This window comes from Paraburkholderia sp. J69-1 (genome assembly GCF_905220255.1).
In the GTDB taxonomy this organism is placed as follows: domain Bacteria; phylum Pseudomonadota; class Gammaproteobacteria; order Burkholderiales; family Burkholderiaceae; genus Paraburkholderia.
The window spans coordinates 217630-244502 of sequence record NZ_CAJMZG010000012.1 but is presented as its reverse complement, the minus strand read 5'-3'; the positions used below and the strand labels follow the sequence as shown (position 1 = coordinate 244502).

Annotated in this window: 26 protein-coding genes, 1 tRNA gene, 2 pseudogenes and 1 riboswitch; of the genes and pseudogenes, 18 read left to right on the top strand and 11 right to left on the bottom strand. The window is 64.7% G+C overall.

Features of this window, described 5'->3' with window-relative positions; translation table 11 throughout:
• Positions 1-273: pseudogene (gene glyA / locus U5A67_RS23090) on the bottom strand (serine hydroxymethyltransferase); the annotation flags it as partial.
• A gap of 160 nt (positions 274-433) precedes the next feature.
• Positions 434-610: riboswitch (ZMP/ZTP riboswitch) on the bottom strand.
• 158 nt (positions 611-768) lie between these two features.
• Here glyA and ydfG point away from each other — a divergent pair.
• The 10 genes from ydfG to U5A67_RS23040 all read left to right on the top strand — a co-directional run bounded on the left by ydfG (position 769) and on the right by U5A67_RS23040 (position 8048).
• Positions 769-1515: a bifunctional NADP-dependent 3-hydroxy acid dehydrogenase/3-hydroxypropionate dehydrogenase YdfG gene (gene ydfG / locus U5A67_RS23085; RefSeq protein WP_321816276.1), complete on the top strand. Its 747-nt coding sequence runs from the start codon at positions 769-771 to the stop codon at positions 1513-1515.
• 65 nt (positions 1516-1580) lie between these two features.
• Positions 1581-2072 carry a tol-pal system-associated acyl-CoA thioesterase gene (gene ybgC / locus U5A67_RS23080; RefSeq protein ID WP_321816275.1) on the top strand — a complete coding sequence of 164 codons (492 nt, stop codon included), beginning with the start codon at positions 1581-1583 and terminating at the stop codon, positions 2070-2072.
• A 158-nt stretch (positions 2073-2230) separates the two neighbouring features.
• Positions 2231-2908, top strand: coding sequence for a protein TolQ (gene tolQ / locus U5A67_RS23075; RefSeq protein ID WP_027817805.1), 678 nt, complete (start codon positions 2231-2233; stop codon positions 2906-2908).
• Between the two features lie 18 nt (positions 2909-2926).
• Positions 2927-3373, top strand: coding sequence for a protein TolR (gene tolR / locus U5A67_RS23070; protein ID WP_205983264.1), 447 nt, complete (start codon positions 2927-2929; stop codon positions 3371-3373).
• A complete protein-coding gene (gene tolA / locus U5A67_RS23065; RefSeq protein ID WP_321816274.1) occupies positions 3370-4389 on the top strand; it encodes a cell envelope integrity protein TolA in 1020 nt (339 codons plus the stop codon). The genes tolR and tolA overlap by 4 nt, the downstream gene beginning before the upstream one ends.
• 123 nt (positions 4390-4512) lie before the next feature.
• A complete protein-coding gene (gene tolB, locus U5A67_RS23060; RefSeq protein WP_205983266.1) occupies positions 4513-5805 on the top strand; it encodes a Tol-Pal system beta propeller repeat protein TolB in 1293 nt (430 codons plus the stop codon).
• An 18-nt stretch (positions 5806-5823) separates the two neighbouring features.
• Positions 5824-6333 (top strand): peptidoglycan-associated lipoprotein Pal, encoded by a 510-nt coding sequence (gene pal / locus U5A67_RS23055; protein WP_205983267.1) that lies wholly within the window; start codon positions 5824-5826, stop codon positions 6331-6333.
• Positions 6334-6355: 22 nt separating this feature from the next.
• Positions 6356-7105: a tol-pal system protein YbgF gene (gene ybgF / locus U5A67_RS23050; protein ID WP_205983268.1), complete on the top strand. Its 750-nt coding sequence runs from the start codon at positions 6356-6358 to the stop codon at positions 7103-7105.
• Between the two features lie 237 nt (positions 7106-7342).
• Positions 7343-7418 (top strand) — tRNA-Lys (locus U5A67_RS23045).
• Between the two features lie 159 nt (positions 7419-7577).
• The gene (locus U5A67_RS23040) at positions 7578-8048 is read left to right on the top strand and encodes a BspC domain-containing protein (protein WP_321816273.1); all 471 of its coding nucleotides are present in this window, start codon (positions 7578-7580) and stop codon (positions 8046-8048) included.
• Between the two features lie 96 nt (positions 8049-8144).
• Here the strand turns inward: U5A67_RS23040 and U5A67_RS23035 are convergent, their stop codons facing one another.
• The 3 genes from U5A67_RS23035 to U5A67_RS23025 form a co-directional block, all read right to left on the bottom strand.
• A complete protein-coding gene (locus tag U5A67_RS23035) occupies positions 8145-8726 on the bottom strand; it encodes a YceI family protein (RefSeq protein WP_167069785.1) in 582 nt (193 codons plus the stop codon).
• 62 nt (positions 8727-8788) lie between these two features.
• A complete protein-coding gene (locus U5A67_RS23030) occupies positions 8789-9373 on the bottom strand; it encodes a YceI family protein (RefSeq protein WP_321816272.1) in 585 nt (194 codons plus the stop codon).
• A 50-nt stretch (positions 9374-9423) separates the two neighbouring features.
• Positions 9424-9993, bottom strand: a complete 570-nt coding sequence (locus tag U5A67_RS23025) for a cytochrome b (RefSeq protein ID WP_415767906.1) — start codon at positions 9991-9993, stop codon at positions 9424-9426.
• Between the two features lie 100 nt (positions 9994-10093).
• Between U5A67_RS23025 and U5A67_RS23020 the strand changes: the two genes are divergently transcribed.
• Positions 10094-11011, top strand: coding sequence for a LysR family transcriptional regulator (locus U5A67_RS23020; protein ID WP_205983272.1), 918 nt, complete (start codon positions 10094-10096; stop codon positions 11009-11011).
• Between the two features lie 204 nt (positions 11012-11215).
• Positions 11216-11590 (top strand): hypothetical protein, encoded by a 375-nt coding sequence (locus U5A67_RS23015; RefSeq protein ID WP_205983273.1) that lies wholly within the window; start codon positions 11216-11218, stop codon positions 11588-11590.
• A gap of 150 nt (positions 11591-11740) precedes the next feature.
• On the opposite strand, the pseudogene U5A67_RS23010 reads toward U5A67_RS23015, so the two are convergent.
• Positions 11741-12355 (bottom strand): annotated as a pseudogene (locus U5A67_RS23010) (ParB-like protein); the annotation flags it as partial.
• A 383-nt stretch (positions 12356-12738) separates the two neighbouring features.
• On the opposite strand from U5A67_RS23010, the gene U5A67_RS23005 reads away from it, so the two are divergent.
• Entirely contained in the window at positions 12739-13572 is an 834-nt protein-coding gene (locus U5A67_RS23005; RefSeq protein WP_205983275.1) for a mechanosensitive ion channel family protein, read from the top strand.
• Between the two features lie 102 nt (positions 13573-13674).
• On the opposite strand, the gene U5A67_RS23000 is transcribed toward U5A67_RS23005, so the two are convergent.
• Positions 13675-14361: a DedA family protein gene (locus tag U5A67_RS23000; RefSeq protein ID WP_205983276.1), complete on the bottom strand. Its 687-nt coding sequence runs from the start codon at positions 14359-14361 to the stop codon at positions 13675-13677.
• Positions 14362-14735: 374 nt separating this feature from the next.
• On the opposite strand from U5A67_RS23000, the gene mutL reads away from it, so the two are divergent.
• The 5 genes from mutL to U5A67_RS22975 all read left to right on the top strand — a co-directional run bounded on the left by mutL (position 14736) and on the right by U5A67_RS22975 (position 22291).
• Entirely contained in the window at positions 14736-16892 is a 2157-nt protein-coding gene (gene mutL / locus U5A67_RS22995; protein WP_321816280.1) for a DNA mismatch repair endonuclease MutL, read from the top strand.
• A gap of 10 nt (positions 16893-16902) precedes the next feature.
• Positions 16903-17880: a tRNA (adenosine(37)-N6)-dimethylallyltransferase MiaA gene (gene miaA / locus U5A67_RS22990; protein ID WP_321816271.1), complete on the top strand. Its 978-nt coding sequence runs from the start codon at positions 16903-16905 to the stop codon at positions 17878-17880.
• A 366-nt stretch (positions 17881-18246) separates the two neighbouring features.
• Entirely contained in the window at positions 18247-19665 is a 1419-nt protein-coding gene (gene dalD / locus U5A67_RS22985) for a D-arabinitol 4-dehydrogenase (RefSeq protein WP_321816270.1), read from the top strand.
• Positions 19666-19795: 130 nt separating this feature from the next.
• Complete coding sequence (gene xylB / locus U5A67_RS22980) at positions 19796-21277, top strand: xylulokinase (protein ID WP_321816269.1); 1482 nt, start codon at positions 19796-19798, stop codon at positions 21275-21277.
• 60 nt (positions 21278-21337) lie between these two features.
• A complete protein-coding gene (locus U5A67_RS22975) occupies positions 21338-22291 on the top strand; it encodes a sugar-binding transcriptional regulator (protein WP_205983281.1) in 954 nt (317 codons plus the stop codon).
• Between the two features lie 6 nt (positions 22292-22297).
• On the opposite strand, the gene U5A67_RS22970 is transcribed toward U5A67_RS22975, so the two are convergent.
• The 5 genes from U5A67_RS22970 to U5A67_RS22950 form a co-directional block, all read right to left on the bottom strand.
• Positions 22298-22969 carry a hypothetical protein gene (locus U5A67_RS22970; RefSeq protein ID WP_321816268.1) on the bottom strand — a complete coding sequence of 224 codons (672 nt, stop codon included), beginning with the start codon at positions 22967-22969 and terminating at the stop codon, positions 22298-22300.
• A gap of 139 nt (positions 22970-23108) precedes the next feature.
• Positions 23109-24218 (bottom strand): ABC transporter ATP-binding protein, encoded by a 1110-nt coding sequence (locus tag U5A67_RS22965; RefSeq protein ID WP_205983283.1) that lies wholly within the window; start codon positions 24216-24218, stop codon positions 23109-23111.
• Between the two features lie 108 nt (positions 24219-24326).
• Positions 24327-25022, bottom strand: coding sequence for an HAD family phosphatase (locus U5A67_RS22960; protein WP_321816267.1), 696 nt, complete (start codon positions 25020-25022; stop codon positions 24327-24329).
• Positions 25022-25894, bottom strand: a complete 873-nt coding sequence (locus U5A67_RS22955; RefSeq protein ID WP_205983285.1) for a carbohydrate ABC transporter permease — start codon at positions 25892-25894, stop codon at positions 25022-25024. Before U5A67_RS22955 ends, U5A67_RS22960 begins: the two co-directional genes overlap by 1 nt.
• Positions 25891-26838, bottom strand: a complete 948-nt coding sequence (locus U5A67_RS22950; protein ID WP_321816266.1) for a sugar ABC transporter permease — start codon at positions 26836-26838, stop codon at positions 25891-25893. The genes U5A67_RS22955 and U5A67_RS22950 overlap by 4 nt, the downstream gene beginning before the upstream one ends.
• Between the last annotated feature and the right edge of the window lie 35 nt (positions 26839-26873).

The window sequence follows — 26873 nt, the reverse complement described above, 5'->3', positions numbered from 1 at the left end:
GGCTTCCGCGCCGAACAGCGCCTTCACACGGTCGATCGCGAGCTGCTCGACGATATCGACGTTTTCGCAGCCACCGTAGTAACGCTTGCCGGGATAGCCTTCGGCGTACTTGTTGGTGAGCTGCGAACCCTGCGCGGCCATCACGGCCGGCGAGGTGTAGTTTTCCGACGCGATCAGTTCGATGTGCTCTTCCTGACGGCGGTTCTCGAGTTCGATCGCGGCAAAGAGTTCGGGATCGACGTTGGCGATGGTGCTTTCGGCTCTGTCAAACATACGGGTTCCGTTAAGTGTGTTCAGGTTGACCGGGTCTCGCGCGGAACGCGTAGCGCTTACGCGGCGCTGCTGGCGAAGAGGCCAGCCTTGGCGTGGCGGAAGAAGGTGCCGCACACGCGTGGCAGGGCAGCTCCGGCAGCGCTACGTGAAGCGCGCGGATCTCGGCTGCCCAGGCGAACGGCAAAACGGCACCCTGCGCTTCACGGTGGGTCGCTCCACCTTGAGCTCCCAATCGAGCCATGCGATGCACAGCTTGCCGGGCAATTATTACAACTGCACCTGCCGCAGTCGCGCTTTCTGCCCCTCGGGAACCCTATCGCCAGTCACGCAGGGATTGAGCGCGTTAGTGTATTGGAACCGCCCACATTAGGCAACCGGACCGCCCCGGCGCCCCGCGAGGCGCGGCTTGCGCAGGTTCTGGCACTTCCTTGCCGCAGCGCCGCATTGGAAGTAGGCTTTCCCCTTTCCTCGCCTTCTACCGACCAGGGAGCCTCCATGATTGTCTTCGTCACCGGCGCATCCGCAGGATTCGGCGCCGCCATTGCCCGGGCCTTCGTCAAGGGCGGCCACCGCGTCGTCGCCACCGCACGCCGCAAGGACCGCCTCGACGCGCTCGCCGCGGAACTGGGTGACGCGCTGTTGCCGTTCGAGCTGGACGTGCGCGACCGCGCCGCCGTCGAGGCCGCGCCCGCCGCGCTGCCCGCCGAATTCGCCAATATCGACGTGCTGGTCAACAACGCCGGCCTCGCGCTCGGCGTCGAACCGGCCCAGAAAGCCGATCTCGACGAATGGGAAACCATGATCGAAACCAACTGCACCGGTCTCGTGCAGGTCACGCACGCCTTCCTGCCGGGCATGGTCGATCGCAACCGTGGTCATATTTTCAATCTGGGGTCGGTAGCCGGCCGCTGGCCGTACGCGGGCGGCAACGTCTACGGCGCGACCAAGGCGTTCGTGCGCCAGTTCAGCCTGAACCTGCGCGCCGACCTCGCCGGCACCGCGCTGCGCGTGACGGATATCGAGCCGGGCCTGTGCGGCGGCACCGAATTCTCGAACGTGCGCTACCGCGGCGACGACAACAAGGCCGCCAACGTCTATAAGGACGTGCAGCCGCTCACCGCCGAAGATATCGCCGATTCGATCTACTGGATCGCCACGCGCCCCGCGCACGTGAACATCAATACGATCGAGCTGATGCCGGTGGCGCAGAGCTTCGCCGGGCTCAACATTCACCGCGGCTGATGGCTTTCAAAAGTCTTTCGTAGCTCAGTCGTCCGAACGGCGTAGCGCACTCGCGTTCCGGTAGAATGCGCGGCATGGAAAGATCCACCAGCAAGCCGGATACGGCCCCAGAACAGGCTACGGACGGCTTTATTTGGCCGGTCCGCGTCTACTACGAAGACACCGACGCCGGCGGCATCGTGTTCTACGCGAACTACCTGAAGTTCTTCGAGCGCGCGCGCACCGAATGGCTGCGCGCGTGCGGCGTCGATCAGCGCAGTCTCGCCGAGGAATCCGGCACGCTCTTCGTCGTGCGCAGCACTGCGCTCGACTACCGGGCACCCGCCCGTCTCGACGACGTCGTGACGGTCGTGAGCCGCCTCGAAAAGCTGGGCCGCGCTTCCGTCGACTTCATGCAGGAAGCGTGGCGCGGCGACACGCTGCTGGCAACCGGCAAGATCCGCGTTGCCTGTGTCGATGGTGCCGCCATGCGCCCTGCCGCCATTCCGAGCCACGTTTTCGACGCTTTGGAGCGTGGCATGAAGAAAGTCTTGCCGGCTGTGTCAACGGCCACTTAACTATTGCCGTTGATTACGACGCCAGTGAACTCGCGTCGGTCATTGCAGGACCAAGCTGGGTTCGGCCACAAGCATGCAACGCCTTGCCGTTTGCCTTCGGGAAGCTTCGCATTGTCTTGCAGCCGCTCGCCCCTTCCGGGACGTCACAACGAATCTTTATGAACACTACACAAGATCTCTCGATCATTTCACTCGTTCTTAATGCGAGCATACTGGCACAGGCGGTGATGGGACTTCTCCTGTTGCTGTCCCTGATCTCCTGGACCTTCATTTTCCGCAAGTGGTTTGCCATCCGCCGCGCGCGCCGGCAGACCGAGCGCTTCGAGCGCGACTTCTGGTCGGGCGGCGACCTGCAGGCGCTGTATCAAAGCGCCGCCAACAACCGTCATACGATTGGCGCGCTCGAACGTATTTTCGAATCGGGCATGCGTGAGTTTCTCAAGGCCAAAGAGAAACGTCTGAACGATCCGAGCCTCGTGCTCGACGGCGCACGCCGCGCGATGCGCGCAGCGTTCCAGCGCGAGATGGACGCGCTCGAAGCGAATCTCTCGTTCCTCGCTTCGGTCGGTTCGGTCAGCCCATACATCGGTCTGTTCGGCACGGTCTGGGGGATCATGAACGCGTTCCGCGGTCTCGCGAACGTGCAGCAGGCCACGCTTGCGAACGTCGCGCCCGGCATCGCCGAAGCGCTGACCGCCACCGCAATCGGTCTGTTCGCCGCCATCCCGGCCGTCGTCGCCTACAACAGCTACGCGCACGATATCGACCGTCTGGCGATCCGCTTCGAAACCTTCATCGAAGAGTTTTCGAACATCCTGCAGCGTCAGGCCCACTAATCTTCAAAGGAGTCGAAGATGGGAGGCTCAAGCCGTTCGAGCATGCGAGGCAGCCGCTCGCGTCGTGCAATGGCCGACATCAATGTCGTGCCGTATATCGACGTGATGCTGGTGCTGCTCGTGATCTTCATGGTGACCGCGCCGCTCGTGGCGCCGTCCATTGTCAATCTGCCGACCGTCGGCGGCGCATCGCAGCAGCAGCAGGTGCCGCCCGTGGTGGTGAACATTCGCCCCGACGGCAATCTGAGCGTACGCTACAAGGATGATGCGGGCGCCACGCAGCAGGAAACCATGTCGCGCGCCGATCTCAACACGTTCGTCGCCAACCGCGAGCAGGATCATCCCGACCAGCCGGTCGTGATTGCCGCCGACAAGGCCGTCAAGTACGAGACCGTGATGAACGTCATGTCCGACCTGAAGGCGCGCGGCGTCAAACGTGTCGGACTGCTCGTTAAATCGCAATGACCCGGAAGAACGAAACGTATCCATTGCAGCCGCCTCGCGAGCGCGGCACGGGACGTGCTATAGCGCTCGCCGTGGTGATGCACGTGCTGCTCGGCTTCTTCCTCTACCACGGCATCCACTGGCAGAACAGCACGCCGGCGGGCGAGGAAGCGGAACTGTGGACGGAAGTCCCGGATCTTTCCACGCCGAAGCCGCTGCCGCCGCCCGTGCCGGTGCAGCCTGCCCCGCCGCCGCCGAAGACGGAAGACGCCGACATCGCCTTGCAACAGCAAAAGCGTAAGCAGCAACAGGAAGCGGCGCGCGAGGCGCAACTGGCCGAACAGCAGCGCGTGAAGCAGCAGCAGGAAGCCGAAGCAAAGCGTCAGCAGCAGCTCGCCGCCCAGCAGGCGGCGCAACTGGCAGCCCAGCAGAAGCAGGCGAAGCTCAAGCAGCAGCAACAGCAGGAGCAGCAGCAGGCCGCCGAAAAGCTGAAGCAACAGCAACAGCAGCAGCAGCAGCAACAGGACGCGCTCAAGAAGCAGCAGGAAGAAGAGCAGCAGCAGAAGCAGGCGAAGCTCGACGCCCAGAAGAAGGCGGATGCGGATAAAGCCGCCAAGGCCAAGGCGCAAGCCGACGCCCAGGCGAAGAAGCTCGACGCCGAACGCCGTGCACGTATCGCGCAGATGCAAGGCGCGATGGGCGGCGGCGAAGGTTCGAGCGGCAATGGTCTGGCGAAGAGCGGCACCGGCAGCGGTTCGGGCGGCAATGCGGCGTCGGCCGGCTATGCAGAGAAGGTTCAGCGCCGCGTGCGTCCGAACATCGTCTGGGCCGGCGACACGGCGGGCCTCGAAACGGTGGTATCGGTGCATTGCTCGCCGAGCGGCACCCTGCTTTCGGCGACGATCACGCGTAGCAGCGGCAACTCGTCGTGGGACGACGCGGCGCTGCGTGCAGTGCAGCGCTCGGACCCGATGCCGCAGGACACCGATGGCAAAACGCCGTCGAGTTTCAAGATTACCTTGCGCCCGGCGGGTTAACGGCGCAAGTCAGAGCACAGAAAGCTGGCGCGCGGCAGCAGACAAGGAACGATTCGATGCATTTCGGGTCTGTCTGCTGTCCCGCGGTGTGACAAATATCGCTTTTTCAGGAAACAGCACAGCATGAAGTTGATGACGAAGCTTGGCCTGCGTACCCTCGTCGCGTCCTGCCTGCTCGCAGTGGGCGGCGCCGCGAACGCACAACTCAACGTCCTCGTCACCGGCGTGGGCTCCACCCAATTCCCGATCGCCACGGCCACCTTCGCCGGCGAGGCGAACTCGCCGCAGCAGGTCGCCGCCATCGTGCGCTCCGATCTCGCGCGCAGCGGCAAGTTCACCAACGTCGACGCGGGTAGCGCGCCGGTGTCGGAAAACGACTCGGTCGATCTCGGCGGCTGGAAAGCCAAGGGCGCCAACGCCTTCGTCGCCGGCAGCGTGAACAAGCTGCCGAACGGCCAGTACGAAGTGCGCTTCAAGCTCTACGACACCGTGAAGGGCGAAAGCCTCGGCGGTCTCGTGCTGCAAAGCCCGCCTGCCGGTCTGCGCATGAGCGCGCACAAGGTCGCGGACTACATCTACGCAAAGCTGATGGGCGATCGCGGTGTGTTCGCCACGCGTCTGTCGTACGTCATCAAGACGGGCGGCCGCTATCAGCTGCAGATTTCGGATTCGGACGGCCAGGACGCGCACATTGCCCTGTCCAGCCCGGAACCGATCATCTCGCCGGCCTGGTCGCCTGACGGCACCAAGGTCGCCTACGTCTCGTTCGAAAAGAAAAAGCCCATCGTCTACGTGCATGACCTGCCCACGGGGCGGCGCGTCATCATCTCGGACCAGAAGGGCAACAACTCGGCGCCTGCATGGTCGCCGGATGGGCGCACGCTTGCGGTCGCCCTTTCGCGCACGGGCAATACGCAGATCTTCGCCGTCGCTGCAGACGGCTCCAATCTGCATCGCCTGACCCAGGGCACGACGATCGATACGGAACCCACCTACTCTCCTGACGGACGCTCGATTTACTTCACGAGCGACCGCGGCGGCCAACCCCAGATTTACAGGATGCCAGCCCAGGGTGAAAGCGCCGGAGCGGCGCAACGCGTGACGTTTACCGGCAGCTATAACACGAGCCCGCGGGTCAGCCCGGACGGCAAACAGCTGGCGTACATCTCACGCACGGGCGGCGGATTTAAGCTGTACATTCAGGATCTGCAGTCCGGCGTCGCGACCGCCCTGACCGACACGACACATGACGAATCGCCCAGCTTTGCGGCGAACGGTCAGTACATTCTTTACGCCACACAGGTGAACGGCCGTGGCGTGCTGGCTGCTGTTTCGACCGACGGTCGTACGCGGCAAATCCTGTCCGTTCAGGGCGGCAGCGTACGCGAGCCGTCCTGGGGTCCTTTTATGCAATAACACTTCAGGAGAGCAACAATGATGTCAAACAAAGTCCGCCTGGCTCTGGCCGTCTTGATGATCGGTGCACTGGCAGCGTGTAAGTCGGCACCGAAGGCCGATGAAAACGCGAACGCAGGCTCGATGAGCACGCAGCCGAACCCGAACGCCGTCGCACAGGTCAACGTCGATCCGCTGAACGATCCGAACAGCCCGCTCGCCAAGCGCAGCGTGTACTTCGACTTCGACAGCTACGCAGTCAAGGACGACTACCAGAGCGTGGTCCAGGCACATGCACAGTACCTGAAGACGCACCCGGAACGTCACGTCCTGATCCAGGGCAACACCGACGAGCGCGGCACGAGCGAGTACAACCTGGCACTGGGCCAGAAGCGTGCTGAAGCTGTCCGCAAGGCTCTGTCGCTGATGGGCGTGCCGGATTCGCAGATGGAAGCCGTCAGCCTCGGCAAGGAAAAGCCGACGGCAACCGGCCACGACGAAGCATCGTGGGCGCAGAACCGCCGTGCTGACCTCGTGTACCAACAGTAATTAGCATTGGATGAAGGGGCGTATGTCGCACCGTTTCTCCCCGCTGCGGGCAGCCGCAGCCGCCTGCGTGGCTGGCGTCGCCTTTTCGGCGCTGCCGGCCCACGCGGGTCTCTTCGATGACGATCAGGCGCGCCAGGCGATTCTCGACCTGCGCGCGAAGACGGACAATCTGAACAGCCAGTTGTCCGCCGCTCAGCGCACGATCCTCGACCAGTCCAACCGTATCGACCAGCTCAACCAGCAGGTCGCGACGCTGCGTGGACAGAACGAGGACCTCGGCAACGAACTGACGACCCTGTCGAAGCAGCAGAAGGACTACTACACGGACCTGGATACGCGTCTCAAGAAGTTCGAGCCGCAGCAGGAAACCGTGGACGGCATGCAGGGCACGGTTCAGCCGGGTGAGATGGACGCGTTCAATTCCGCTTCCACGCAGTTTCGCAACGGCGACTTCAAGCAGGCCGCCGCAGCGTTCCGCAGCTTCATCTCGAAGTACCCGCAGAGCCCGTACCAGCCGACCGCGCAGTACTGGCTCGGCAATGCGCTCTACGCGCTGAAGGACTACAAAGGGTCGACCGCGACCTGGCAGAACGTCGTCAGCAAGTATCCGCAGCATCCGCGCGCGCCCGAGGCGCTGCTCGCGATTGCGAACAATCAGATGGAGCAGGGGCAAAAGGCCGCGGCCAAGCGCACGCTCGAACAGATCGTTTCGCAGTACGGCAGCACGGAAGTTGCGCAGACGGCGCAGAGCAAGCTCTCGCAGCTCAAATAACGCACTGCCGCTTTCGCCCGGCGTGACGCAGACATGGCTGCGACGCACCGGGTAGCGAGCTTGCGTATCAGTTTTGAAGGGCCCGGAATACGTCGGCTGATTTGACGTGCTTCGGGCCTTTTCTGTTTGGTCGTTCTCTGTTTGGTCGTTTTCTCCCTGGCGAGCGAAAATTTGGATTGTGTGCGTCGGATTAGTTGACACACCCCCAGTATCTCGCTATACTCCCGCTTCTCTTTTGGGTCGTTAGCTCAGCTGGTAGAGCAGCGGACTTTTAATCCGTTGGTCACAGGTTCGAATCCCGTACGGCCTACCAAAGATACGTCAAGAAGCCCGGTCATTGCGACCGGGCTTTTTGCTTTTCCGGATCGATGCGCGCGCATCCTTGTCCCTGTCCTGTCAGAAGATCCTGACGCGAGCGTGTATACTCACGCCCTCCCCGCTGTTCTTCTCCCGCTGCACAGGCCAACGTCAAATGAAGTTCCCGACTCTCGCCTGCGCTCTAGTCGCGCTGCTCTGGATCAGTCTGCGCGTTCAGGCGCAGGTTCAAGCTCCTCCCGAAGATTACGAGTACCTGCGCCGCATCCGCGTGCCGGACGCCGTGGTGAATTGCGTCGCCGCGCTCGACGAATGGGTGCATCAGGCGCAACGCTACGATTCGCTGATGGTCCCCGACCGCCGCGCACTCACTGCGAAGGTCGAAAGCCCCGTGCCCGCCAGCGCGCTCGCATCGGTATCGACGGCGATGTCGGCATCGGCGCCCGCTGCGAGCCCGCCGCCGCAGTCCTCGCCCATCGATACGCTGATCCACCTGCGCGCCTTCGCGAAGGTGCGCGGCAAGTACGCATGGGTGCCCGTGAAGGCCACCTGCGGCATCTGGCACACGCATGTGGTGGACGTCGCGCTCTCGCCGCGATCGATCCACGAAAGCTCGCCGATTCACTGAAGCGCGCGCCGCCTCGCGAAGCAAAAAACAAAAAGCCCGTGCGCTCTCACGCACGGGCTTTTTTACGCGTTCAACGCGCAGCAGCGACGCCGAAGCTTAGTCTGCCTTCACGCCTTCGACCTGGATCTGCAGCGTCGTCAGCATCTTGAAGCCGTATGCCTGGCCGTAGTTCACGCCGAAGTCCGAACGGTCGAACTGGGCGGTCGCGTCGGCGCCGCACACTTCGCGCTTGAGCATCGGGTTCTGGAAGCACTTGAACGAGTCGATCTTCAGGTTCAGCGGCTTGGTGACGCCGTGCAGCGTGAACGTGCCGATCACTTCAACGGGCTTGTCGCCGTCGAACTTGATCGAGGTGCCCTTGTAGACCGCCGTCGGGTACTTGGCTGCGTCGAGCATTTCAGCCGAGCTGACGTGCTTGTCGAGCGCCTTGTTGCCCGTGTCGATCGACGATGCGTCGATGGTCACGTCGACCGTGCCGGTCTTCGCTGCGGTGTCGAGCACGACGGTGCCCGAGCTCTTCGTGAACTTGCCGCGCCAGACCGAAACGCCACCGAAGTGGTCGGTTTCGAAGCTCGGGTACGTGTGCGTCGGGTCGAGGTTGTAGGTCGTAGCGGCGGCGAACGCAGGCGTAGCGATGGCGGCAGCCAGTGCGGCCGCGGCGAAAATCGTGGTCTTCATGAAAGCGTGGGTCCTGTTACGGAAGAAGAAGCGAAACGGATAAACGAAAAGGCCTACGCGCGTCAGTGCGCGGCGGCCACGATGTGAAACTTGATCTGCACGTCGTCGGCGACAACCGAGGTGTCTTTCCACTCGCCCGTGCCGATGTTGTAGGCCAGGCGCTTGATGGGCAGCGCGCCGTCGAACACCTGGTTCGCGCCGTCCTTGTGGAACGTCACGGGCACGACGACGTCGGTCGTCTTGCCCTTGATCGTGAGCTTGCCCGCCACGCTGTAGGCGCCGTTCGCGCCCGGCTTGATCTGCGTGGAGACGAAGGTTGCGTGCGGGAACTTGCCGGCGTCGAACCATTCGTCGCCCGCGACTTCCTTGTTGTAGTCGGCCGAGCCGAGATCGAAGCTCGCGACATCGACGTCGAGCTTCGCGCTCGATGCAGCGGCGTTGGCCGGATCGAAGTGCACGTCGGCGCTGAACTTGTTGAACTTGCCTTCGACCGGCACGTTCATCTGCTTGAAGACGGCCGACACCGTGCTTTTGGCGTTATCGGCGGCATCCGCGTTCAGCGCGAAGGAAGCGGTGAAAGCCGCGCCGGCGGCAAGCGCCGCGCCGAGCGCGACGACGGAAACTTTGGAGGCGAGACGTTGGATCATGTTCGTTCGGTTCGCGTTGAGCGGTGAGAGATCGGTTTCGGAAGTCGTGTTCAGTCGCGCGGCGTGCCGAACGGCAGCATGCGCGCGATGATGTTCTGACGGTCCAGCAACTGGTGTTTGACGACAGCGAGCACGTGCAGCACCACGACCGCCAGCAATGCGTAATCGAGCGTCACGTGCACGGTGCGCAGCACGCCCTTGAGCGCGGTGTCGGGGCCGATCAGCGTGGGCAGCGGCCAGATGCCGAGATACACGACCTGAATGCCCGCCGCCGAGCTATACAGATAACCGCTCACGGGAATCGCAATCATCAGCAGATACAGCGCGACATGGCCCAGATGCGCGGCGCCCTTCTCCCAGCCGTGCATCGAGCGCGGCAGCGCGGGCGCGGCGTGGGTCGCGCGCCAGAGAATGCGCACCAGCACCAGCGCGAGCACGGTCACGCCAATCCACTTGTGCCACGAAAAGTAGCGCAGCTTGGTGGGCGTGAAACCGGGGATGTCGGTCATGACCCAGCCGAGCGCGAAGCCCCACACGATCAGCGCGGCAATCAGCCAGTGCAGCAGCATGGCGACGCCGCTGTAGCGGCCGGCGGGCTTGACGGAACGGTTCATCGGCATGGTCATCTTCGATAAGGAAGGCGCACTTTAACCCGGCGCCAGCTATACAAACAATCGTCTAAAATGGATCGTTACCATCCATTTTTTCGATAGGTCGATCATGGACCGCTCGCCCAGCCTCGAACAACTGCGTGCGCTGATCGCCGTGGCCGAAACCGGCAGCTTTTCCGCGGCCGCGCGCCAGCTCGACCGCGCGCAATCGGTGGTGAGCTACACGATCGCCAATCTGGAAGCGCTGCTGGGCGTGGCGCTGTTCGAGCGCGGCAAGCGCAAGCCGGAACTGACCGCCGCAGGCCGCGCCATTCTCGCCGACGCGCGCCGTCTGGACCTGCTGATGGGCCAGCTTAACGCCAAGGCGGCCGGTCTGCAGCGCGGGCTGGAAGGCGAAGTCTCCGTGGCCGTCGATGTCATGTTTCCTTCGCAGCGGCTCGTGGAGGCCTTACAGGCCTTCGCGCTGGCGTTTCCTACCGTCGCCCTCAATCTCACCATGGAAGCGCTCGGCGGCGTGCTCAAGCTGGTGCTCGACGGCGATTGCGCGATCGGCATCAGCGGGCCGAACCAGAACTGGCCGCATGTGATCGAGGCACAGTCGATCGGCACCGTCGAACTCGTGCTGGTGGCCGCGCCCTGCCACCCGCTCGCGCAGGTGCCGCAGCCGGTGCGGATTTCCGATGCGCGCGAGCACACCCAGCTCGTGCTCACCGACCGCAGCCGCCTGACCTATGGCCAGACCTTCGGCGTGTACAGCAATCGCGCATGGAAGCTTGGCGACCTGGGCGCCAAGCATCGGCTGCTGCTGGCCGGGCTCGGCTGGGGGTCGATGCCGCGCCATCTGGTCGAGGCGGATCTCGAAGCCGGACGCCTCGCGCGCATCGTGCTCGCCGATCGCGGGTCGGTGAACTACAACGTCTCGCTGATCCATCGCACCGATGCCGCCACCGGCCCGGCCTGTCAGTGGCTCTGTCACTTCCTCCGCAGCGGCACGCCGCCCGATGCGCCGCTGCCGGATGCGCGCTGATCGGACATCACGCTGCACGGCGTTGCACGGATACAACCGTCGCGCCTCGCTCTGACAAGTCTTAACAAACCCGCCTCAGCCGCGCCGCGTAACGCGCGCAGGTGGATAAGCGCGGCCGCGGGCGTTTGAACACGCTGGAAGGTGATTTTTCGAGATGTCGAGGCGTGCCATGATCGCGCCGCTTTCGGCCATCGACATCGCCTCATGTACAACTTCGTCTGCTGCCTGCTCTCGAATCTCGTCCTGCTCGCCGTGGTGCGACTGGTCTGCTGGTTCATCCGCGCGATGCGCCCGGATCTCACGCCGCACGGCACGCGGGTGTTCGTCGGCATGATGGCGCTCGCCTGCGTGTTCGACGCCGCGCTCACCTTTCTCGTTTTCGCCGATGCAGGCGGGCCGTGGACCATCTATCACCCGGTCAACGCGTTCTTCGCGCGCGCCGTGGCGTATATGCTCGCGGTGACCGTCGCGCTGATCCTCGTGCGCCGCGCAGCCCGGCGCGGCACGCGCGAACCGGGCAAACACGGCACGCTCACGATCGAAACGTCGCCGTACAGCAAATCGACGTTGCCGATGTGAGCGCCAAGAACCCGCGCATCGGCATTACTTCTTTCTGGCCTTGCTCTTGTCTTTGACCTTGGCCGATACCGGCTTCTGCGCGGCCGCATCGCTCGCCGCCGCAGCGGCCGCCACCGCCCCGCCCGCGCCGCTCGTCACCGCAGTCTGCGGCACCACGCCCGACCAGCCCGGCAGATAGCGCGCATCGGCATCGTGCGCATGCGCGAGCGCATCGCGCAACGCCTCGCCGAAATCCTCCGCGACATGCGCGGCGCTCACCTTCTGACGCAGATAGTCGGCCCAGAGGAATTCGCTGAAGGGCGTCGTGTCCTTGGCGTAGCCGCCCGCCACGCGCAACTCGCCCGCGAGGCTGCGATAGGGATCGTCGGCAAGACCGGAAAGCTGTTTGGGCAGCGCGTCGTAGTCGCAGCGCTCGCCCGACGCATCGAACGGATGCACCCACTGGTTGTGCTCCATCATCCGCCAGAAGATCGTCGGCTCCAGCCACGAGAGATCCTTGATCACCGTGACGCGCACGCTCGGCACGCCTTCGTGCAGCCACGCGAGACCAAGGTGATGATGATCGACCACGTAGTAGCGCTGTTTCGGTCCGAGCACGGCCGGGAACCAGTGATTGTCGATGGCGGCGGCGCGGCCTTTCTTGTCGAGCGTCTTCCAGTGATCGCGCTTGAGCGCGACTTCGCGATAACCGACGGTCAGTTGCGTCGGCCGCAATTCTTCGAGCTTGACGGTGATGAGATGCAGATCGGCATTCGACAGGTTCATGAAGCCTCCGTGTAGGTGTCCTGATAGCTTTCTTATGTGCTCGCCACGACCAATGCAGCGATAGACGCAACCCGCAACGATAACGCCAAACAGCCAGCGCACGCGCATGCAAAGCGCATGTTCTGAAACATCGACGTCGTCGCAATCGCGCGCGCATTGCCTGGGGTCAACCCCGAAGCACCTGGGCACGCAGGATGCACGCGATCGCCGCTTCGCCTATAAATGCACAAGCGATGCAGCAGCGGGCCCGACACTTCACGCCCGCCGGATCACAAGGCCTCGCCCCAACGGTTGCACAGTCGTCGTTTCAGTCGCTTCAACATGCAGTGGCCTGCAGTTCAACGCGTCTTTCCGGCTCAATCACCGAATCAAGCGAGGGCATCTTGGATCTCGAAACCATCCGCGTATTCATCATGACCCGAGGCATCGACTTCGGGACCAAAGTCATTGCGGCCATCGTCCTGTGGATCATCGGGCGCTGGGCCATCAATCTGGTCGCGGGCTTCCTGCGCAAGGTGCTCTCGCGCAACGAACGCTTCGACCACACGCTCGCGCATTACCTGAGTTCGATCCTCGCGGCCGTGCTGAACCTGATCCTGGTGCTGGCGATCCTGCAGGTGTTCGGCGTGCAGACGACCTCGTTCGCCGCGCTGCTCGCGGGTCTGGGTCTTGCCATCGGCACGGCTTGGGGCGGTCTGCTGGCGCACTTCGCCGCGGGCGTATTCATGCAGGTGCTGCGCCCGTTCAAGGTGGGCGACTTCGTGACGGCGGGCGGCGTGACGGGCACGGTCAAGGAGCTGGGTATTTTCGGCACGACCATCATCTCGCCCGATAACGTCGTGAACATCATCGGCAATAACAAGATCTTTTCGGACACGATCTCGAACTACAGCGCCACGCCCGTGCGCCGCGTCGAGCTGACCGCGAAGATCGCCAATGGCGTCGATCCCGTCGATGCCGCCAATCGCCTGCGCGCGGCCATCGCGAAGATCCCGAATGTCGCCACGGAGCCGGCGCCGGACGTCGAGATTCTCTCGTTCACGCCCGAAGGCCCGCTGCTGGCCGTGCGCCCCTTCACGAATAACGACACGTATTGGCAGGTGTATTTCGATACCAACCGCGCGATCGTCGAGACGTTCCGCGACGCGGGTTATCCGACGCCGGAAACGCCTTCGATCATCCGGCGCATCGGTGCGCAGGGTACGCAAGCGACTTGAGCTAGTAGAGCCACATAAAGCGGCTGAACGCGCAAACAAAAACGGCATCGTCCTTGCGGGCGATGCCGTTTTCTCATGCAGTGCGAAACCGCTCAGTCAAGCTCAGTTGCCATTCGGGCCGCGCACGGCATTCGCGCCGTTGTTCTTGCGCATCATCTTCCAGAGACCGCCGAGTACCACTGGCACGATCGCCGCGCCGATGCCCACCAGCACGATGATGTTGAGGTACTGGCGAATAAACGGAATATTGCCGAAGAAGAAGCCCAGCAGCACGAGCAGCAGCACCCAGAACAGCGCGCCCGCGATATTGAACAGCTGGAAGCGCTGCATGCTCATCTGCGAGACACCCGCGACGAACGGCGCGAAGGTGCGCACGACCGGAATGAAACGCGCGAGCACGATGGTCTTGCCGCCGTGGCGCTCGTAGAAGTCGTGGGTCTTTTGCAGCGCGGCGCGGTCGAGGAAGCGTTCGAGCCCAGGAATACGGGTGTTGAACACTTTCGGACCGATGGCGCGGCCAATCATGTAGTTCAGCGTGTTGCCCGTAACCGCCGCGACGATCAGCAGCGTGAGCAGCGCGCCCAGATTCATTTCGTGCGTGGCCGCGAACGCGCCGCCGATAAACAGCAGCGAGTCGCCCGGCAGGAACGGCAGCACGACAAGGCCGGTCTCGCAGAACACGATCAGGAACAGGACCGCATAGACCCAGGCACCGTACTGGTGGATGAAGACTCCGAGAAACTTGTCGATGTGCAAGACAAGGTTGACGAACTGCAGCAGCGTATCCAAAAGTGTCCCTTATTGGTCATGGTTCCGGTCGACGAATCGTCGTGATGCGGCCGCCTGGAACCTGTGTTGCGCGAGAAGGAAAATTGACCGCGCCATCATACCGAAAGTGCCCGTCGTCACGAAAAATTCCCACGAAAATCTGCAAAAGTTCGTCGAATCTACGGCCAAAGCGCAGCAAACCCGGCCAGGCACCGAATCAAGCCTTAAGGGAGCCTGAAGCGCGCGCCACGGCCGAAACCAGGGCCGCAAGGCGCCATCCCCGACTCGTTATAATTGCCCGCATGTCTGAGAATCTCGATCCCAGCGGCGACGCCGCGCCCGAAGCGGCCGATCACGCCGCGCCCGCCATCGACACTGAAGCGTCCGCAGCGCACATGACGCCCGAATCGGCGCATGAATCGGCGCATGGATCGCGCGCCGCCCAGCCCGCGCGCGCGATCCAGGCGCTGCCCGATCAGCTCATCAGCCAGATCGCCGCGGGCGAAGTGGTCGAGCGTCCCGCATCGGTGGTGAAGGAACTGCTCGAAAACGCGCTCGACGCGGGTGCGGGCACGCTGCGCATCCTGCTCGACGAAGGCGGCGTGAAGCGCATTTCGATCGCCGACGACGGCTGCGGCATCCCCGAAGCCGAATTGCCGCTCGCGCTGATGCGCCACGCCACCAGCAAGATCCGCTCGCTCGCCGAACTCGAAAGCGTCGCGACGCTCGGGTTTCGCGGCGAAGCGCTCGCCTCGATCGCCTCGGTCGCCGAGATGTCGATCACAAGCCGCCCCGCCAGCGCCGCGCACGCGGTCAAGATCGACGCCAATACCGGCGCGCTCTCGCCTGCTGCGGGCGGCCAGGGCACGACCATCGAAGTGCGCGAGCTGTATTTCAATACGCCCGCGCGCCGCAAATTCCTCAAGAGCGAGCAGACGGAACTCGGCCACTGCCTGGAGATGATCCGCCGCAGCGCGCTCGCGCGGCCCGACGTGGCGATTTCGGTGCTGCACAACGGCCGCGCGGTCGAGCACTGGAACGCGAGCGATCCGTCCACGCGCGTGTCGAAGATTCTCGGCGAGACCTTTGCAACCGCGCATCTGCCGCTCGACGAGCGCGCGGGACCGCTCGCCGTCTACGGCTGCGCGGGTCTGCCCACGGCCAGCCGCAATCGCGCCGATCAGCAGTATTTCTTCGTCAACGGCCGCTTCGTGCGCGACAAGCTGCTCACGCATGCGGTGCGCGCCGCGTATGAAGATGTGCTGCACGGCGACCGTTACCCGTCCTACGTGCTGTTCCTCGACCTGCCGCCCGAGGCCGTCGATGTGAACGTGCATCCGTCGAAGATCGAAGTGCGTTTCCGCGATTCGCGCTCGATTCACCAGTTCGTGTTCCATGCCGTGCAGCGCGCGCTGGCGCGGCACGCGGGCGCGTCGCCGGAAACGACTTCGGGCGGCCATTCGGCGATGATCGAGCCGCGTGCGATGCCGGGCGCGGGCGTGCTTGGCGGATCGGTCGGGCTGACTTCGGGTGCGACTGCGGGTGCGTCGGCTGGAAGCGGTTCGGTCGGCGGCGGCGCGGCTTCCGGGTTCGACGCGGCATCGGGCCGCTTCGGCACGGCGAGCGTCGCGAGCAGTTTCGGTGGTTCGGGCAGCGGCTTCGGTTCAGGCGGTTTGGGTGGTTCAGGCTCGCGCTCTTCGGGCTTCGGCGGCTCGGGTGGGTCAGGCGGGTTCGGAGGTGGTGGCAGTAGCGCCAGCAGCGGCAACACCTGGATGCGCCAGTCGCGCATGACCCAGGGCAGCCTGCCGGTCGCGCAGCCGCTCGCGCTCTACGACGCACTGTTCGGCCGCAAGGACGTGGGCGCCGGCACGGCCGACGCCTCGACCGTCCCGCACGCCGCCGATGGCGCACAAACCGACGCCTTCGACACGCAAGCCCAGCAGGCCGCCCGTTTCGACGCGCGCGACGATCATCCGCTCGGCTTCGCGCTCGGCCAGGTGCACGGCATCTACGTGCTCGCGCAAAACACGCGCGGCCTCGTGATCGTCGATATGCACGCGGCGCACGAACGCATTCTCTACGAGCAGTTCAAGCACGCGCTGGCCGAACGCTCGCTCGCCGTGCAGCCGCTGCTGATCCCCATTTCGATGACCGCCGATCCGATCGAAACCGGCACCGTCGAAGAAGAAAAGGCCACGCTCGAAGCGCTCGGCTTCGATCTCGCGGTGCTTTCGCCGACGTCGATCGCGATCCGCGCCGTGCCCGCCCTGCTCAAGGACGCCGATCTCCAGGCGCTTGCGCGCGCTGTGCTGACCGATCTGCACGCTTACGGCGGCTCGCGCGTGCTCACCGAGCGCCAGCACGAAATGCTCGGCACGCTCGCCTGCCATCACGCGGTACGCGCCAACCGCCGCCTGACGCTCGACGAAATGAACGCGCTACTGCGCCAGATGGAAGCCACCGAGCGCGCCGACCAGTGCAATCACGGCCGGCCCACGTGGTATCAGCTCACGCTCGCCGATCTCGATCGTCTTTTCATGCGCGGTCAGTGAGAGGGCAGAGATGGTGAATCACGTACTTCCGGTCGCGTGCCTGCTCGGCCCGACCGCATCGGGCAAGACGGCCGCCGCACTCGAATTCGCCGCGCAGTCGAAAGCGCGCGGGCGCGAGGTCGAAATCGTCAGCGTCGATTCGGCGCTGGTCTATCGCGAGATGGATATCGGCACGGCCAAACCCAGCGCCGCCGAGCGCGCGGCGGCCGTGCATCATCTGATCGACATCGTCGATCCGGCCGATGCCTATTCCGCCGCCAACTTTCGCGCCGACGCGCTGCGCGTGACCGGCGAGATCGTCGCGCGCGGCAACCTGCCCTTGCTGGTGGGCGGCACGATGCTCTACTACAAGGCGCTCACGCAGGGCCTGAGCGATCTGCCGACCGCCGATGCCGCCGTGCGCGCGCAACTCGACGCCGACGCCGAACGCGACGGCTGGCCCGCGCTGCACGCGCGTCTGGCCGAAGTCGATGCGCCCACGGCCGCGCGCCTCGCGCCCAATGACTCGCAGCGCATCCAGCGTGCGCTCGAAATCTTCCTGCTGACCGGCCAGCCGATGTCGACGCTGCTGGCCGCGCCGCGCCAGCCCGCCGCCGACGACGAAGCCGCGCGTTACCGCTTCGTGCCGATCGCGCTGGAGCCGTCGGACCGCGCCGTGCTGCACAAGCGCATCGAACAGCGTTTCGACGCGATGCTCGCGGGCGGTCTCATCGACGAGGTGACCGCACTGCGCGCGCGCGGCGATCTGAACGCGGATCTGCCTTCGATGCGCTGCGTGGGGTATCGGCAGGCGTGGGAGTACCTGGACGGCGAGATCGATTACGCCACCATGCGCGACAAAGGCGTATTCGCCACGCGCCAGCTTTGTAAGCGCCAACTGACGTGGCTGCGCGCGATGCCGGAACGTATCGTCGTGGATTGCTGCGCGGCCGATGTGACGGCGCAGGCGGTGGCGGCGGTCGCCGCCGTGGTCAACAGCGCCGACTGACAGCCAGCACGCGCCAAAGTCATCTGGCGCGTTCTTCAGGCGCGGCGCATCGCGCGCCGCGCGCATCTGAACCTCCCTCCTCCGCGTTGTTGTGCGTCACAACAAGCGCATCACACGCGCGTCGATGCACGTCCTCATGGCGTGTCCAGCGGCGATACCCCGCAGCGCACCACCAAAATCCGCTTTTCCCCGTCTTGACTTTCGATCGACCGAATACGATCATTCGTTCATCGATCGAGCAAATGCTCACACCCAGAGCGCAGCGCGCCCAAGAACGGCGCACGCCAGATGGCGCACGCAAAATGCGCGCAGCACCTGCAGATCAAAGCCAGGCAAAAAATTCAGGGCGAAAAACAGGAGACAACTATGGACAGCGCGCGCAGCGACGCGAACGTGATCCTGCACATCGGCGCGGGATCGTTTCACCGGGCGCATCAGGCGTGGTATCTGCATCGCGTGAACCTCGCGCGGCAGCCGGACGAGCCGGCGTGGTCGCTCTCCGTGGGCAATATCCGCGCCGATATGAACCCGGTCATGGACGCCCTTGCCGCGCAGAACGGCGTCTACACGCTCGAAACCGTCACGCCGCAAGGCGAGCGCGCCTACGAGTCGATCCACTCGATCACGCGCGTGCTGCCGTGGTCGGCGGATCTTGCGAGCCTGATCGAAGCGGGCGCCGATCCGGCCTGCAAAATCATCGCCTTCACGGTCACCGAAGGCGGCTATTACCTCGACGAACACGACCGTCTCGACACCTCGAATCCCGATCTGGCCGCCGATCTGAACGGTGCGCGCGCCACCATCTACGGCGCGCTCGCCGCGATCCTCGAAGCGCGCATGACGCGCGGCGGCGCTCCCGTCACGCTGCAAACCTGCGACAACCTGCGCAGCAACGGCAAGCGCTTTCACGCGGGCATGCGCGAATTCCTCAGCCTGCGCGGCGCGCTCGCGCTGCGCGAATGGTTCGACGCCAACACGGCCTGCCCCGATTCGATGGTCGATCGCATCACGCCGCGCCCCACGCCCGATGTGCGCGAGCGCGTCAAGGCCGCCACCGGCGTCGACGATGCCTGCCCGGTGATGGGCGAAGCGTTTATCCAGTGGGTGATCGAAGATCACTTCTGCGCGGGACGCCCGGCCTGGGAGCGCGCGGGCGCGGAGATGGTGGAATCGGTGATGCCCTACGAGGAAGCGAAGATCCGCATTCTCAACGCCACGCACAGCTGCATTGCGTGGGCGGGCACGCTGGTCGGTCTCGACTACATCCACGAAGGCACCCGGGACAGCGATATTCAGGCCTTCGCGCACGCCTACGTGAGCGAAGACGTGATCCCCTGCCTCACGCCCAGCCCGCTCGATCTCGCGAAGTATCGCGATGTGGTGATCGAGCGTTTCAGCAATCCGTATATCCAGGACACCAACCAGCGCGTGGCCGCCGACGGCTTTTCGAAGATCCCCGGCTTTATCGCGCCGACCATCGCGCAACGGATCGCAGCAGGCGCGACGCCGGCCGCCACGGCCATCCTGCCCGCGCTGTTCCTGCGATTCCTGCAGCGCTGGAACGCGGGCACGCTGCCGTATCCGTATCAGGACGGCGTGATGGATGGCCCGAGCGTGGCGAAGATGTTCGAAGCGGACGATCCGCTCGACGTCTTTTGCGCCGATAAGCTGCTCTGGGGCAGCCTCGCGGGCAGCGCGCCGCTCGCCGCCGCGCTGCGCGATGCGCTCGCACGCGTCGATGCCTGGCTCGCGAAGCGTGGCGCAAGCCGCGGCCCCACCGTTTGACGACGCACCGTTCTTTCCTCGCCATCTGGCGCGCGCCGCGCCCCCGGGTCGGCGCGCATGGCGTCGGCCTGCGCGCGCGGCTACAGTAGCCCCTCCACCCCACGACTACCGCGGACTTCCGCGCGCGCCCATGTATCTCGGCATCGACCTCGGCACCTCCGAAGTGAAAGTTCTGCTGCTCGCGTCCGACGGCCGCGTGATCGGCACGGCGGGCTCGCCGTTCACGGTTTCACGTGAGCATCCGCGCTGGGCCGAGCAGAATCCCGCCGACTGGTGGGACGGCACGCGCCACGCGCTCGCCGCGCTGCGCGAAAAACATCCGCGCGAATTCGCCGAAGTGCGCGGCATCGGCCTGTCCGGCCAGATGCACGGCGCGGTGCTGCTCGATCGTGACGATGCCGTGCTGCGCCCCGCGATCCTCTGGAACGACATGCGCGCCGTGGACGAATGCGCAGAACTCACTGCGCGCGCGCCGCAACTGCATCGCGTGGCGGGCAATCTGGCGATGCCGGGTTTCACCGCGCCCAAACTGCTGTGGGTCGCGCGTCACGAGCCCGAACTGTTCCGCAAGACCGCCTGCGTGCTGCTGCCCAAAGACTGGCTGCGTCTGAAGCTCACGGGCGGCAAGGTCTCCGATCCATCCGATGCGGCCGGCACGCTCTGGCTCGATGTGGCAAAGCGCGACTGGTCCGACGCCCTGCTCGACGCCTGCAACATGACGCGCGAGCAGATGCCCGCGCTCGCCGAAGGCAGCGCGCCGTCCGGCACGCTGCTGCCCGCTGTCGCGCGCGAATTCGGTCTGCGCGACGACGTGGTAGTGGCGGCCGGCGGCGGCGACAACGCCACCAGCGCGATCGGCATCGGCGCGGTGCAGCCGGGCGACGGTTTTGTCTCGCTCGGCACTTCGGGCGTGCTGTGCGTGATCGGCGACCGTTTCGCGCCGAATCCCGCTTCGGCCGTGCACGCGTTCTGCCACGCGATCCCCAACCGCTGGCATCAGATGAGCGTGGTGCTTTCGGCGGCCAGTTGCCTGCGCTGGGTCTGCAAGCTCACCGGCACCGACGAACCCACCCTGCTCGCCGAAGTCGAGCGCATCGACGCGCGCACGCTCGCACAGGCGCCGCTGTTCCTGCCGTACCTTTCGGGCGAGCGCACGCCGCACAACGACCCGTACGCGCAAGGCGTGTTCTTCGGCATGACGCACGCGAGCGATCGTGCGCTGCTGGGCTACGCGGTGCTCGAGGGCGTGACGCTCGCGCTCACCGACGGCCTCGACGCCCTGCGCGCCGCCGGCACCGAAGTCGGTCCGCTGTCGATGCTCGGCGGCGGCGCGCGCAGCGCCTACTGGGCGCAGCTGGTCGCCGATGCGTTCGACACGCCCACGCGCCAGCACGGCGGCGGCGAAACCGGCGCGGCGCTGGGCGCGGCGCGTCTGGGCTGGCTCGCGGCGGGCGGCAATTTCGACGCGGTGCTCGCCAAGGCGCCCGTGACGGCCGAATACACGCCCGATGCCGCGCGTCACGCGGCGTTGCGCGAACGGCTGGCGTCTTATCGCGCGCTTTACCGGCACGTGCGGCCGCTGTTCGATCCCGCGCGCGAAAGGCTGGCGTAAGCGCGGCCAGTTTCGCGTAAACTCCGCCCGCCATCCCACAACATTCGCGCCGATCTCACCGTGCCCAAGTCCACCGAAAAACTCGATCTCGCCACCCGCGCCGCGTGGCTCTACTACGTGGCCGGCAACACCCAGAACGAGATCGCCGAAAAGCTGCAGGTTTCGCGCCCGGTTGCGCAGCGCCTGGTTGCCTTCGCGGTCGAGAAGAACCTGATCCGCGTGCGCGTCGATCATCAACTGGCCGATTGCCTCGCGCTCGCGGACCAGCTTTCGAAGCGCTACGGCCTCGCGATGTGCGAAGTCGTGCCCGTCGACGGCGACACTCAGGAAGCCATCGACCGCAAGCTGGCCGTGGCCGGCGCGCAGGTGATGGAGCGCTATCTGAACGAAGAACGGCCGATGGTCGTGGCCGTGAGCAGCGGGCGCACGCTCAAGGCCGCCGTCGATCAGATCGCGCAGATCGAGCGGCCGCAGCACCGGCTGGTGTCGATGGTGGGCGCAATCGCGCAGGACGGTTCGTCCAATCGCTACGATGTCGCGCTGCATATCTCCGAGAAAACCGGCGGCAAGCACTTCCTGCTGCCCGCGCCGCTGATCGCCGATAACGAAGCCGAGCGCGCGCAGTGGTGCAATCACCGCCTTTATCGCATCGTCGAGTCGCTGTCGGGCGAGGCCGATGTGGCCTTCGTCGGCATCGGCAATATCGGCGAGCATTGTCCGCTGCACGAAGACGGCTTCCTGACCACCGACGAAGTGCACGAGTTGATGCGCCTGGGCGCCATCGCCGAAATGCTCGGGCTGCCGATCGACGCCAGCGGCCGCCGCGTCGATTCGCCGACCGGGCGGCGCGTGACGAGCCTGCATCTGGATTCGCCGCCGAAGCGCCCGACGATTGGTTTCGCGGGCGGCGCGCGCAAGCGCGAAGCGCTGATCGCCGCGCTCAAGGGCGGCTGGCTTTCGGGTCTCGTGACCGACGAAGCCAGCGCGCGCGCGGCCTTGGGCGAGAAAGTCTGAGGCGCTTTATTTGAGCGGATACGTCTGCGCCAGCGCCCGGCGGATCGCGTCCGCGTTCGGATAGCGCGCGTGCTCCGTGTGGCCGTCGCGAAAGCCGCATTGACACTGGCCGATGAACGGCGCGCTGGCGTCGTTCTGCAGGCCCACGAACACCGCGCCCTGCGCGGCGGACCCCGTCAGCCTGTACACATAGCCGTCGTAAGAATCGCCGCCGTAGTCGTCGTGCTGCTGCGGCGTCTGCACGAGCACGATCAGGCTCTTGCTGCGCGGCGTCTGATCCGCGTGCGCGAAGAACACCGACGCGATCTTCGGAATGCCGCCGTCCTCTTCGTAGCGGTCGAATAGCTGATCGTGCCAGGCCTGATCGGCGTCCTGGTAGATCAGATGCGCGTCCAGCGTGTAGGGGCGATTCTCGCCGCGCTGGCCCGGACGCTTCGTCAGGTTATCGGTGAAATAGACCCACGCGCCAGGCATGACCGGATTTGCGTCGATGATCGGCGGTTGCAGTTCGTGCTGATTGTCGAGGCGCGCTTCGACCTGCTGCACGACAACGGTCGGCACATCGGCTGCGTGTGCGGACATGGCGGCGAGAAACGGCGATATCGCCAGGACACTCGCGATCGACGCGATCTTGCGAATCATGATGGCATGGCTATAAAGACCCGGACGCAGGATCATAGCGCCCGTCCACCTTTCGCCGCTTGCATGTGCACAGAATGCGAGCAAAAAAGCGCGCAAAAAAAGCCCGCTCGAAAGCGGGCGTCCCTTGGTTGGGGCAAGGCAACCTCGGACAACGACTAACGACCACTTCAAAACTTCACGCCGCGAGTTCCTGCGCGAAGCGGCGCTCGAACGCCAGCCCTTGCGCATCGAACAGATGGCAGTGATCGGGCGTCGCGCCCAGCTTCATGGTCTCGCCGCGTTCGTGCTTTTCCAGCGGCGGAATGCGCGCGATCAGGCCATCGGGCGCGACCGGCGATTCGGCGTAGAGATAGGCGGCGTCGCCCAGCGACTCCACCGTCATCGCCTTCGCGCTCGCACCGTATTCGCCCGCATTGACATGCAGATGCTCGGGGCGGATGCCCACCGTGACCTTGTCGCCTTCGCGCGCACCGCGCGGTTCGACCGAGACCTTCTGCGTTTCGCCGGTTGGATAGCGCACCACGATGCCGTCGCTATCGACCTGCTGGATCTGGCCTTCGAAGAAGTTCATCTTCGGCGAGCCGATAAAGCCCGCGACAAAACGATTGGCCGGCGCATGATAAAGACGGTTCGGACTCCCGACCTGTTCGACATTGCCCGCCGACAGCACGACGATCTTGTCCGCGAGCGTCATCGCTTCGACCTGATCGTGCGTCACGTAGATCATCGTGGTCTTGAGTTCGTCGTGCAGGCGCGCGAATTCCAGGCGCATCTTCACGCGCAGCGCGGCGTCGAGGTTCGAGAGCGGCTCGTCGAACAGGAACACCTTGGGCTTGCGCGTGATCGCACGGCCGATCGCCACGCGCTGACGCTGGCCGCCCGAAAGCTGCTTGGGCTTGCGATCGAGCAGATGGTCGATGTGCAGGATCTTCGCGGCATTCTTCACGGCCGCGTCGATCTCGGGCTTCTTCGCGCCCGCGAGCTTGAGGCCGAACGCCATGTTGTCGTACAGCGTCATATGCGGATACAGCGCGTACGACTGGAACACCATCGCAATGCCGCGCTTGGCGGGCGGCACGTCGTTCATGCGCGTGCCGTCGATCATCAGATCGCCGGCGCTGATGTCTTCCAGACCGGCGATCATCCGCATCAGCGTGGTCTTGCCGCAGCCGCTCGGGCCGACAAAGACGACGAATTCGCCGTCGCCGATATCGAGGTTCACGTCGCGCAGGACTTCGGTTTCGTCGTAGCGCTTGAGCACGTTTCTCAGGATCACGCTTGCCATGATGTGTGTCTCCGTTCATTGCGGCAGGTGCCGGTTCTCGACCGTGTGGCACCTTGCACCGCGTTTTTCAGCACGTTCAGTTCGGGGCGCGGCAACGCGCACAGCGCATCACGCCGTGCGCGCCTGCGTCCTGTCGATCCACTCCGCCACCAGCGCGGGCAGCATGCGCATATCGTCGAAGATGGCCTGCGCGCCCACTTCGCGCAGTTCGAGCGCGTGCGCGTCGCCACCCACGTGCGCGCCGCCGACGAAACCCAGCACCGTCATGCCCGCCGCGCGCGCGGCGCTCACCCCCGTCACGCTGTCCTCCACCACGATGCAGGCCTGCGGCGCGACGTTCAGTCCGTGCGCGGCGGCCAGATACACATCGGGCGCGGGCTTGGGCTTCGCGACGATATCGGCGCAGTAAATGCGTTCGCCGAAAAAGCGCGTGAGATCGTTGCGCGCCAGCACGCCGCGCACCACGGCGGTGTAGCTGTTGCTCGCGCAGGCCTTTGTGAGCGAAATGGCTTCCAGCGCCGCCGCCACGCCGGGAAAGAGCGGCGCTTCGGCGGCTTCGCGTTCGGCCACGGCGCGGATCGCCGCGACATCGGCCTCGCTCAACTGCCGGCCGAGCGCTTCGCTCGTGCCGCCCAGCACGCGCTCGATGCGCTGGCCGAGCAGCGGCATCAGCACCGGCGCGACCGCAGCACCGGGCCAGCGCGCTTCCAGCTCGCGCACCAGCACGCTGGCCGCCACGGCTTCGCTGTCGATCAGCACGCCGTCGCAGTCGCAGATCAGCGCTTCTATTGCGACATTCGCCATTACTTGACCGCTCCGAAGGTAAGACCGCGCACGAGTTGCTTCTGCGAAAGCCAGCCGACGATCAGCACCGGCGCCACCGCCAGCAGCGAAGCGGCAGAGAGCTTGGCCCAGAACAGCCCTTCAGGGCTCGAATACGAAGCGATGAACACGGTGAGCGGCGCCGCGTTCGAACTCGACAGATTGATGCTCCAGAATGCTTCGTTCCACGAAAGAATGATCAAAAGCAGCGCGGTGGATGCGAGCCCCGGCACCGCCATCGGCATGAGCAGATAGACGATTTCCTGCCACGTGGCCGCGCCGTCCATGCGCCCGGCTTCGAGAATGTCGCGCGGAATTTCGTTGAAGTAGGTGTACGACATCCACACGGCAATCGGCAGATTGATCAGCGTATAAACGATGATCAGCCCGCTCACCGAATCCAGCAGCCCGGTGTTCTTCCACAGCAGATAGATCGGCACCAGCACGCCAACCGACGGCATCATCTTGGTCGACAGCATCCACAGCAGGATCTTCTGCGTGCGATGGTTCGGGAAGAACGCCATCGCATAGGCGGCCGGCACGGCGAGCAGCAGGCAGACGATCGTCACGCCCGCCGAGATCAGCACCGAATTCCACGCGAACGCAAAGTAATTGCTACGCGCGAACACCTCGCGGAAGCTGTCGAGCGTCGGCATGAAGAAGATCGTCGGGATATACGCCTGCTGCTCGGTCTTGAACGCCGTGATCGTCATCCAGAAGATCGGGAAGAACAAGGCGATGGCGATGATCCACGCGAGCAGCCCCGGCACCACGCGGCCGATGAACTGCAGCGGCGAGGCGCGATTGACCGCGTGCGGCGACTGCGGTGCATGCGTAGCGGTAACTTGACTCATTTTTCGTACTCCCCTTTGAGGTTGCGCGCGAGCATGCGCACGAGGAAGAACGACACGATGTTCGCCAGCACGACAGCCAGAATGCCGCCCGCCGATGCGATGCCCACGTCGAACTGCTGCAGGCCCATCGAGTAGATCAGGTAAGTGAGGTTGGTGGTGGCGTTGCCGGGGCCGCCGCCGGTGGTCGTGTAGATTTCGGCGAAGATCGACAGCAGGAAAATCGACTCCATCATCACCACCACCGCAATCGCGCGGCGCAGGTGCGGCAGCGTGATGTAGAAGAACAGCGAGATCGCGCCGGCGCCGTCGATCTTCGCGGCTTCCTTCTGCTCCTGGTCGAGCGACTGAATCGCCGTGAAGAGAATCAGGAACGCGAACGGCAGCCACTGCCACGCCACGATCAGGATGACCGCGAAGAGCGGATATTCGGCGAACCAGTCGATCGGCGTCATGCCCATCGAGCGCATCGCGATGGCAACCAGCCCATAGACCGGATGCAGGATCATGTTCTTCCAGATCAGCGCGCTCACCGTGGGCATCACGAAGAACGGCGCAATCGCGAACAGACGCGCGATGCCCATGCCGACGAACTTGCGGTCGAACAGCACCGCCATCAGCACGCCGCCGATCACGGTGATCGCCAGCACGGCCACGATCAGCACGATGGTGTGCACGATCGACGGCACGAACGAGGGGTCGGTCGCGAGGAACTTGTAGTTGTCGAGGCCCGCGAAACCCTTGAGATCGGGATTGAGCAGGTTGTAGCGCGTGAACGAATACCAGATCGTCATCGCAAGCGGAATCGTCATCCACAACAGCAGGACGGCGACCGAAGGCGAGACGAGCCAGCGCGACGCCGAGCGGCGGGTTTCCACCTGTTTCGCGTTCGGCTTGGGCGCTCGGGTTCGATTGAATAGAGGCATGTGGAGATGGAGATGACGCATGAGGACCACCCTTCTCTGTTGCGCGCCGAGCGGGG

What these genes read in the sequence shown, in the direction of transcription:
- ydfG (WP_321816276.1), top strand. Translation starts at nt 769, where the DNA reads ATGATTGTCTTCGTCACCGGCGCATCCGCAGGATTCGGCGCCGCCATT.
- ybgC (WP_321816275.1), top strand. Translation starts at nt 1,581, where the DNA reads ATGCGCGGCATGGAAAGATCCACCAGCAAGCCGGATACGGCCCCAGAA.
- tolQ (WP_027817805.1), top strand. Translation starts at nt 2,231, where the DNA reads ATGAACACTACACAAGATCTCTCGATCATTTCACTCGTTCTTAATGCG.
- tolR (WP_205983264.1), top strand. Translation starts at nt 2,927, where the DNA reads ATGGGAGGCTCAAGCCGTTCGAGCATGCGAGGCAGCCGCTCGCGTCGT.
- tolA (WP_321816274.1), top strand. Translation starts at nt 3,370, where the DNA reads ATGACCCGGAAGAACGAAACGTATCCATTGCAGCCGCCTCGCGAGCGC.
- tolB (WP_205983266.1), top strand. Translation starts at nt 4,513, where the DNA reads ATGAAGTTGATGACGAAGCTTGGCCTGCGTACCCTCGTCGCGTCCTGC.
- pal (WP_205983267.1), top strand. Translation starts at nt 5,824, where the DNA reads ATGATGTCAAACAAAGTCCGCCTGGCTCTGGCCGTCTTGATGATCGGT.
- ybgF (WP_205983268.1), top strand. Translation starts at nt 6,356, where the DNA reads ATGTCGCACCGTTTCTCCCCGCTGCGGGCAGCCGCAGCCGCCTGCGTG.
- U5A67_RS23040 (WP_321816273.1), top strand. Translation starts at nt 7,578, where the DNA reads ATGAAGTTCCCGACTCTCGCCTGCGCTCTAGTCGCGCTGCTCTGGATC.
- U5A67_RS23035 (WP_167069785.1), bottom strand. Translation starts at nt 8,726, where the DNA reads ATGAAGACCACGATTTTCGCCGCGGCCGCACTGGCTGCCGCCATCGCT.
- U5A67_RS23030 (WP_321816272.1), bottom strand. Translation starts at nt 9,373, where the DNA reads ATGATCCAACGTCTCGCCTCCAAAGTTTCCGTCGTCGCGCTCGGCGCG.
- U5A67_RS23025 (WP_415767906.1), bottom strand. Translation starts at nt 9,993, where the DNA reads ATGCCGATGAACCGTTCCGTCAAGCCCGCCGGCCGCTACAGCGGCGTC.
- U5A67_RS23020 (WP_205983272.1), top strand. Translation starts at nt 10,094, where the DNA reads ATGGACCGCTCGCCCAGCCTCGAACAACTGCGTGCGCTGATCGCCGTG.
- U5A67_RS23015 (WP_205983273.1), top strand. Translation starts at nt 11,216, where the DNA reads ATGTACAACTTCGTCTGCTGCCTGCTCTCGAATCTCGTCCTGCTCGCC.
- mutL (WP_321816280.1), top strand. Translation starts at nt 14,736, where the DNA reads ATGACGCCCGAATCGGCGCATGAATCGGCGCATGGATCGCGCGCCGCC.
- miaA (WP_321816271.1), top strand. Translation starts at nt 16,903, where the DNA reads ATGGTGAATCACGTACTTCCGGTCGCGTGCCTGCTCGGCCCGACCGCA.
- dalD (WP_321816270.1), top strand. Translation starts at nt 18,247, where the DNA reads ATGGACAGCGCGCGCAGCGACGCGAACGTGATCCTGCACATCGGCGCG.
- xylB (WP_321816269.1), top strand. Translation starts at nt 19,796, where the DNA reads ATGTATCTCGGCATCGACCTCGGCACCTCCGAAGTGAAAGTTCTGCTG.
- U5A67_RS22970 (WP_321816268.1), bottom strand. Translation starts at nt 22,969, where the DNA reads ATGATCCTGCGTCCGGGTCTTTATAGCCATGCCATCATGATTCGCAAG.
- U5A67_RS22965 (WP_205983283.1), bottom strand. Translation starts at nt 24,218, where the DNA reads ATGGCAAGCGTGATCCTGAGAAACGTGCTCAAGCGCTACGACGAAACC.
- U5A67_RS22960 (WP_321816267.1), bottom strand. Translation starts at nt 25,022, where the DNA reads ATGGCGAATGTCGCAATAGAAGCGCTGATCTGCGACTGCGACGGCGTG.
- U5A67_RS22955 (WP_205983285.1), bottom strand. Translation starts at nt 25,894, where the DNA reads ATGAGTCAAGTTACCGCTACGCATGCACCGCAGTCGCCGCACGCGGTC.
- U5A67_RS22950 (WP_321816266.1), bottom strand. Translation starts at nt 26,838, where the DNA reads ATGCGTCATCTCCATCTCCACATGCCTCTATTCAATCGAACCCGAGCG.